The 6933-nt window shown below is 66.7% G+C and carries 8 protein-coding genes; 1 reads left to right on the top strand and 7 read right to left on the bottom strand.

The annotated features are described in order from the left end of the window. The coding region (locus NN4_RS44050; RefSeq protein ID WP_147144317.1) for a hypothetical protein at positions 1–285 on the bottom strand (285 nt) is incomplete at its 3' end. Positions 286–448: 163 nt separating this feature from the next. Then, positions 449–874 (bottom strand): MarR family winged helix-turn-helix transcriptional regulator, encoded by a 426-nt coding sequence (locus tag NN4_RS44045; RefSeq protein ID WP_246181440.1) that lies wholly within the window; start codon positions 872–874, stop codon positions 449–451. A gap of 35 nt (positions 875–909) precedes the next feature. Between NN4_RS44045 and NN4_RS44040 the strand changes: the two genes are divergently transcribed. Continuing rightward, a complete protein-coding gene (locus NN4_RS44040) occupies positions 910–2715 on the top strand; it encodes an ABC transporter ATP-binding protein (RefSeq protein WP_147144312.1) in 1806 nt (601 codons plus the stop codon). A 51-nt stretch (positions 2716–2766) separates the two neighbouring features. On the opposite strand, the gene NN4_RS44035 is transcribed toward NN4_RS44040, so the two are convergent. From NN4_RS44035 to NN4_RS44015, 5 genes are all read right to left on the bottom strand, one after another. Then, positions 2767–3663, bottom strand: coding sequence for an alpha/beta hydrolase (locus NN4_RS44035; protein ID WP_371865859.1), 897 nt, complete (start codon positions 3661–3663; stop codon positions 2767–2769). A 59-nt stretch (positions 3664–3722) separates the two neighbouring features. After that, positions 3723–4370, bottom strand: coding sequence for a nucleotidyltransferase domain-containing protein (locus tag NN4_RS44030; RefSeq protein WP_147144306.1), 648 nt, complete (start codon positions 4368–4370; stop codon positions 3723–3725). Between the two features lie 85 nt (positions 4371–4455). Then, the gene (locus NN4_RS44025; protein WP_147144303.1) at positions 4456–5205 is read right to left on the bottom strand and encodes a L,D-transpeptidase; all 750 of its coding nucleotides are present in this window, start codon (positions 5203–5205) and stop codon (positions 4456–4458) included. 223 nt (positions 5206–5428) lie between these two features. Next, complete coding sequence (locus NN4_RS44020) at positions 5429–6394, bottom strand: TIGR03557 family F420-dependent LLM class oxidoreductase (RefSeq protein ID WP_147144300.1); 966 nt, start codon at positions 6392–6394, stop codon at positions 5429–5431. A gap of 68 nt (positions 6395–6462) precedes the next feature. Then, on the bottom strand, positions 6463–6933 hold a 471-nt coding region (locus tag NN4_RS44015), incomplete at its 5' end, for a cyclodeaminase/cyclohydrolase family protein (RefSeq protein WP_147144298.1).

Below are 6933 nucleotides of genomic sequence, written 5' to 3'. Positions count from 1 at the left end.
GGCCAGGGCGGCGACACCGAGCACGCCGAGCAGCGGCACCGCCCAGCGGCGCGGCGAACGATTCCGCTTGGACCGATCGATCAGCCCACTGAACTCGTCTTCGAAATAATCGGGTTCGTAATCCGGCTCCGGTTCCGGCGCGGGCTGCCGGTCCACCCAGTCGGAGTAAGTACCTTGGTACCGGTCATCCGGTGCGTACCGTTGTTCCGGCACACCAGGTTTCATCATTTGCGGCCCCCGCCCATAGTCGTATCCGGGCTGTGAGCCCATCTCCGGTCGATCCATCGCCCCGCCTTCGTCAGGTCATATCGCCAGGTTATCCGCACCGTTCCCGAAATGCAGCAACGTATAGACGCGTATGTCCAGCCGACTTCGCCGTCGCTCCGGGCAGAATACTGCCCGTTTGCTGCCCAAGGGGTACGGCCGGGTGGTATCCGGGTGGGATTGGCTAGCAGGTGGCGGAATCGAGGGTGGCCAGCAGGTCTCGCAGGGTTTCGCGCTGGTCGGGGGTGAGGGTGGCGAAGAGTTCCTCGGCGGCCTCGCGGCGGGCGTCGGCCATCCTCGCGAGGGTGGCCTGGCCGGCGGGCGTCAGGGTGACCAGGGTGGCGCGGCGATTGCCCGGGTCCGGGGCGCGGGTGACCAGGTCGGCGGCGGCGAGGGCGTCGACGACGGTGGTGGCCGAGCGGGGCACGATGCCGAGGCGGTCGGCCAGGTCGGTCATCCGCAACGGTTCCCGCTGGTGCCCGATGATGCGCAGGGCGCGGGCCTGAGCAGGGGTGAGGCCGAGCGGGGCGAGCTTGCCCACCTGGTTGCGGCGGATGCGTTTGGCCGCGCGCAGGAACAGTTCGGGCAGGTCGGTGTCGGCGGACTCCATGATTCTGAGCATAACTCATTGTTTCGGGAACAATTATGAGTCATGCTCAGTTTCATCACGTAGTTCCTCGGAAGGAGGCGCCTTTGCAGCCCCCGCATCAGCTTCGCCGGATCGTCCGGCTGTTCCGGCCCTACCGGGCCCGGCTGGCCCTCGTGGCCGCCCTCGTTTGTCTCTCCTCGGTCGTCGCGCTCGCCTCGCCGTTCATGCTGCGCGCGGTGCTCGACGACGCGCTGCCGCACGGGCGCACCGGACTGCTCACCCTGCTCGCCGCAGGAATGGTCGCGGTCGCCGCGCTGACCAGTGTGTTCGGTGTGTTGCAGACCTATATTTCGACCACCGTCGGCCAGGACGTCATGCACGACCTGCGGTCCGCGGTGTACGCGCAGTTGCAGCGAATGCCGTTGTCCTTCTTCACCAAAACCCGCACCGGGGAGGTGCAGTCGCGCATCGCCAACGACATCGGCGGCATGCAGTCGACCGTCACCTCCACCGCGACGTCACTGGTCTCGAACTTCACCACGGTGGTCGCGGCGGTGATCGCGATGATCGTGCTCGACTGGCGGCTCACCATGGTGTCGCTGGTCATGCTGCCGTTCTTCGTCTGGATCAGCAGGCGGGTCGGCAGTGAACGCCGCAAGATCACCGGTCAGCGCCAGGAAAAGATGGCGGGGATGTCGGCGATCGTGGAGGAGTCGCTGTCGGTGAGCGGCATCCTGCTCGGGCGCACGATGGGCCGCTCGCCCGCGCTGGTCGACAGTTTCGCGCGGGAATCGCGCGGGCTGGTCGATCTGGAGATTCGCGCGAGCATGGCCGGGCGGTGGCGGCAGTCGACCATCACGATCGTCATGTCGGCGATGCCCGCGGTGATCTACTGGGCGGCGGGGCTGGCTGTCACCACCGGGAAGCCGCTGGTGTCGATCGGCACGCTGGTCGCATTCACCACGTTGCAGACCACGTTGCTGCGGCCGATGGTGCAGTTGCTGTCGACCGGGGTCGAGGTGCAGAGCTCGATGGCGTTGTTCGGCAGGATCTTCGAGTATCTGGATCTGAAACCCGATATCGAGGAGCCTGTTCGGCCTGTCGCGCTCGGGAAGGTCAGCGGGGCGGTGCGGTTCGAGCAGGTCGGGTTCTCGTATGGCGCGGAGAGCCGGGATGTGCTGAGCGACATCGACATCACCGTTCCGGCCGGGTCGAGTTTGGCCATTGTCGGCGAAACCGGCTCCGGGAAGACCACTCTCGGTTACCTCGTGGCCCGGCTATACGACGTGAGTTCTGGGCGGATCACGATCGACGGGAAAGACGTGCGGGACTTGTCCTTCGCTGATCTCGCCGCCGCGGTCGGTGTGGTGTCCCAGGAGACGTACCTGTTGCATGCGACGGTCGCGGACAATCTGCGCTTCGCCAAACCCGATGCGACAGAACAGGAACTACACCAGGCGGCGCGTGCCGCGCAGATCCACGAGCACATCATGAGCCTGCCCGACGGGTACGACACCCTGGTCGGCGAGCGCGGTTACCGGTTCTCCGGTGGAGAGAAGCAGCGACTCGCCGTCGCCCGCGCCGTGCTGCGCAACCCGCCGATCCTGGTGCTGGACGAGGCCACCAGTGCGCTCGATACCCGCACCGAGCTGGAAGTTCAGCAGGCCATCGACGCGCTGTCGGTCGACCGCACCACCATCACCATCGCGCACCGGTTGTCCACCATTCGCGATGCCGATCAGATCGTCGTGCTCGACCATGGGCGCGTGATCGAACGTGGATCGCATGACGAGTTGATGGAGCTCGATGGCCGTTATGCGGCGTTGGCCTCCCGCGACGACGCATTGAGCCCTGTGGCTTAGCGGAATCGCGCTGGCCGCCGCGTCGAGCGCGGCAGCCCAGTCGGTCCGCCTTCAGCTCGGGCGCAGGTGCTCGACCAAGAAGGTGGTCTCGTCGGCGACCACCTTGTCGAAGTCGGGGGAGACGTAGATGTCGAAGTGGCCTGCCGAGTACTCGTGCACTTCGACATTGGGTCCGGCGGCTGCCGCGTAGCGCAGGGTTCGGCGGGCGGGGGCGACGGTGTCGTTCAGGCAGACGCCCAGGAACACCGGAACCTCGATTTTGCGCAGGCTGCGGCCGGGGCGATACAGGGGCAGGGTCAGCCCGAGCCGGGCTGCGGCGGCGTTGGGGTGAGTGAAGTTCGGCGGCACCAGGCCGGTGTAGCCGGGAGCCGCGTCCGGTGCGTTCATGAACGCGGTCCGGCCCGGTTCGCCGGTGAGCGGCACGGTGACCGGCGGCCTGCGCAATGCCGCGGCGGCAAGATCCAAGCCTGCGCGCGCGGCGATGGCGAGCAGTGGTCGGAATCCGACGGTGGGCGCCGAGGCGAGACCATCGGTGAACGGGCACTGCGAGACCACGGCGGCGACGCGCTTGTCTTGTGCCGCAACGCGCAACACGTGCCCGCCGCTGAAAGATGTTCCGAACAAAGCGATTCGAGCCGGATCGATACCGTCGAGGGCCGCCGCGCAATCGATCGCCGCCGACCAATCGGCCAGCTGCCGGCGAATGCTCAACAGCTGCCGGGGTTCCCCGTCACTCGCGCCGAAATGCCGGTAGTCGAACACCACCACGGCGAATCCGGCAGCCGCGAACCGCTCGGCGAAGGCATCGAGCCGCATCTCCTTGACGGCACCGAGCCCATGCGCCATGACCACCACGGGAACCGCGCCACTCGCGGTCGCCGGCCGATACAGCCACCCCCGAACCGTGCTGCCGTCCGACTGGAATTCGATATCCGAGCGTGGTGCGATCGTCATCTGTCAACTCCTGCGAGGTCCGTTGAGTGAGACTATGTGTCCCAGTCATCAGATCATGTCATGAGCGGCAGCCATGCGTGGGTTGGGTGCTGACGGTCCACGTAGGTCCTGAGCGTGGTGCGCTGAGCGTCGTTCAGCTTCGGCCAGGTGCGTTCCAGATCTGTCCGATCCTTGGGGCGGGCGTGTTTCACCTTGAAGATGAGGACCAGTTCGGGGTTCAGGTAGCGGATGCCCGCTGCGTCGACCCAGGTGGCCTGGTCGAGCGGGGCGACCCACGAGTCGTCGCGTTTGTTGACCCAGGCACCGTCTCGATCGGGGGTGAGGAGTACGTCGAGCACCCAGGGCGACGTGGCGTCCTGGCGGAGCCACACTTGCTCTGCGTTGTCCGGCATTTCGGGGAAGCGCTCGTCCAGTGGGCGGATTCCGTCCGGCCCGGCGGACCAGATGTGCAGGTGTCCGTCGAGGGCCTTGCGTAGGGCGGGTAGATCGGCCCGGAACATCGCGACGTCGATATCGCTATGTACGCGTGAGGAATCGGTGAACGCATCGATGGCCCAGCCGCCGCAAACCCACCATGGCGCGGTGAACCCGCTCAGAATCGAAGCGACGGCTGTCGGGGTGACCAGCGCCCACGGTCCCCACAGGCGATGGAACTCGGCTTCCTCTGCGTCGCAGGGGGTTTGGATGCGGAAATTGGGCATTGGTGGTGTCCTCACACTCGTGACCGGCGCATCGCCGACGGTATCTTGCGGGGGCGGTGCGCCGGGTGGCGGGTGCGAGGCGTGTTTACCAGTGCAGGGTTACCGGGTCACCGGGGCTGATGGTGTGGAACACCCATTCGGCGTTCTCGGGGGCCAGGTTGATGCAGCCGTGGCTGACGTTCGCGTTGCCCTGATCGCCGACCGACCACGGGGCGGAGTGGATGTAGACGCCACCCCAGGTAAGACGTACGGCCCACTCGCCATTGATGACATAGCCCTCGGGCGAGCTCAGCGGGATGCCGATGGTCCGGGAATCGAACACGACGGCCTCATCCTTTTCCAGTACGGGGAAAGTGCCGGACGGGGTCTGGAAGCCCGGCTTGCCGTACGACGCGGGCATCGTCCGCGGGATGCCGCCGACGGTCAGCGTGAACGTGTGATCCGACATGTTGCCGTCACCGAAAACGCCTGCGTTGGTATTGAATTCGGTGCGGGTGTTACCCACGCCGACAGTGATGCGGGAGTTGGCGGGCAGGAACCCGGTGGGCGTCCATACCGCTTCCCGATCGCTGGTCCACGCGAATGTGCCGTTCAGCGGCTGCGTCGCCCTGATGTCGACCGCGCGCTCTGCGGCGGCGCGGTCGGCGACTGCCTCGCCGAATCGAATGGTCACCGGGTGTGCGACACCCACCACTTCGCCGTTCGACGGTCCGATGGATTCCACCGAATTGGTGTGCGGTGTCCCGGCCAGCGTTGCCGTCGCGGGTCCGGACGCGAACGCGCCCAGCACAACGACCAAGATCGCTAAGAAAAGATGTTGTATTGCGTGCCTCATGGCTCCACCCCTTCGAGATGGTGTGGGTAGGCAGGTTTTCAGTCACCAAGACCTGTTCTGTAGTCGTAACCGACCACCATTGCCTTCTCTATGCTGCCTACCCCCGCCACCTCTGAACAAACCAGACGAAACACCCATCGCACGACCGTTCGTGCAGATCAGCCGCACCCCGGAGCCGTGGGGTGCGGCTGTCAAAGGGCTACGTGCCCGGTAGAAATCGAGCTCAGCGAGGGGTGAGCTCGCGCAAGCGGGGTTCGAGCTCCTGCTGGAAGAAGTCGATGAAACCGTCGGGGTCCGGGCCGGCGTTCTGCATAACCAGGTGGTCGAAGCCTGCGTCGACGAACTGCTGGGCCACCTCGACATAACGGGCCGGATCAGGCCCGCAGGCGAACTGCTCGAGCACGTCATCGATGCGCACGGTCTTGGAGGCGGCGTCGAAGTTGACCGGGTTGGGCAGTTCGCTCATCACCTTCCAGCCGGTCAATGCCCAGCGCGACGTTTCGAGCACGGCCTTGGCGGCGGTCTGCTCGTCGGGCGCCCAGGCCATCGGAACCTCCGCGTACCGCGGTCCCTTGCCGCCTGCTTCCTGGTAGCGCTCGATGATCTCGGATTTGGGCTCGGTGGCGAACAGTCCGTCGCCGAGTTCGGCGGCGATGCGCGCGGAGGGCGGACCACTGGCGGCGACGGCGATCACCGGCAGCTCGTCGGGCAAATCGAAGACTCGCGCGTCCGACAAGGACAGATAGCGGCCGTCGTAGGACTGATAGCCGCCCCGCCACAGCAAGCGGATGATCTCCAGCGCTTCCCGCAGCATCTCCTGCCGCTTGCGCGCGTCGGGGAATTCCCGCGCGACGACGTGCTCGTTCAACCGCTCACCGGAACCGACGCCGAGGGTGAACCGGCCATCGGACACCAGCGCCAGCGTCGCCGCGGCCTGCGCGATGATCGCCGGGTGGTAGCGGACGGTCGGGCAGGTCACCCCGGTCGCCAACCCGATCCGTTCGGTCTGCGCGGCGATCGCGCCCAGCACCGTCCACGCGAACGGTGAATGCCCCTGGACGTCGAGCCAGGGATGGTAGTGATCACTCATCTCGACGAAGTCGAATCCCGCGGACTCCGCCCGAACCGCTTGGCGCATCAGCTCTTTCGGCCCGAATGCCTCCGCGGCCAGCTTGTATCCGATCTGCACGGCTACCTCCTCGGCTCTGTCGGCTGTCTTCGCCGACATACCCGGCCGTGCGGTACGGAAACGCGTTGTCAGCCGCGAACCGCGTGCACCACGTCGGCGTGCAGACCGTCGGCGCGGGCGACGATTTCTTCGATGCGCAGCAATACGGCGGCGAACCGATCGCCGTCCGCGGCGGGCAGCGAGGCGACGTTGATCTCGATATTGAGCTGAGAACTCGCGACTGCCGCGCGGCACGCGTCGGCCGCGGCACCGATGTCGGTGACCACGTTGGGGTTGCCGATCGGGAACAGCTCGGTGGCCAGTGACAGCACCTCGTCCGCCTCGTCGACCACGGTCGCGGGCACGCGGGCGGCCTCGATCAGCGCCGCGTTGATGGCCGCGGTGCGGGCGGCCTCTTCCTCCGGCGTGGTCTTCGGCAGCTTGTAGGCGGCACCGACGGCGGTGAACGCGGCGGCGTCGGCATCGGCGAGGGCGAGCGAACGCGCGCGGGCGGCGTCGGCGGCCTCGATGATCCGGTCGACCACCGGGCGGTTCTCGGC

Origin of the sequence: Nocardia ninae NBRC 108245, from assembly GCF_007990755.1 — a bacterium.
In the GTDB taxonomy this organism is placed as follows: Bacteria; Actinomycetota; Actinomycetes; order Mycobacteriales; family Mycobacteriaceae; genus Nocardia; species Nocardia ninae.
The sequence above is the reverse complement of the archived record's forward strand: the minus strand, read 5'-3'. Positions and strand labels throughout refer to the sequence as shown.

Excerpts from the sequence above, each read along its gene's own strand:
- NN4_RS44045 (WP_246181440.1), bottom strand. The coding sequence starts at position 874 with ATGGAGTCCGCCGACACCGACCTGCCCGAACTGTTCCTGCGCGCGGCC.
- NN4_RS44040 (WP_147144312.1), top strand. The coding sequence starts at position 910 with ATGAGTCATGCTCAGTTTCATCACGTAGTTCCTCGGAAGGAGGCGCCT.
- NN4_RS44030 (WP_147144306.1), bottom strand. The coding sequence starts at position 4,370 with ATGCCCAATTTCCGCATCCAAACCCCCTGCGACGCAGAGGAAGCCGAG.
- NN4_RS44025 (WP_147144303.1), bottom strand. The coding sequence starts at position 5,205 with ATGAGGCACGCAATACAACATCTTTTCTTAGCGATCTTGGTCGTTGTG.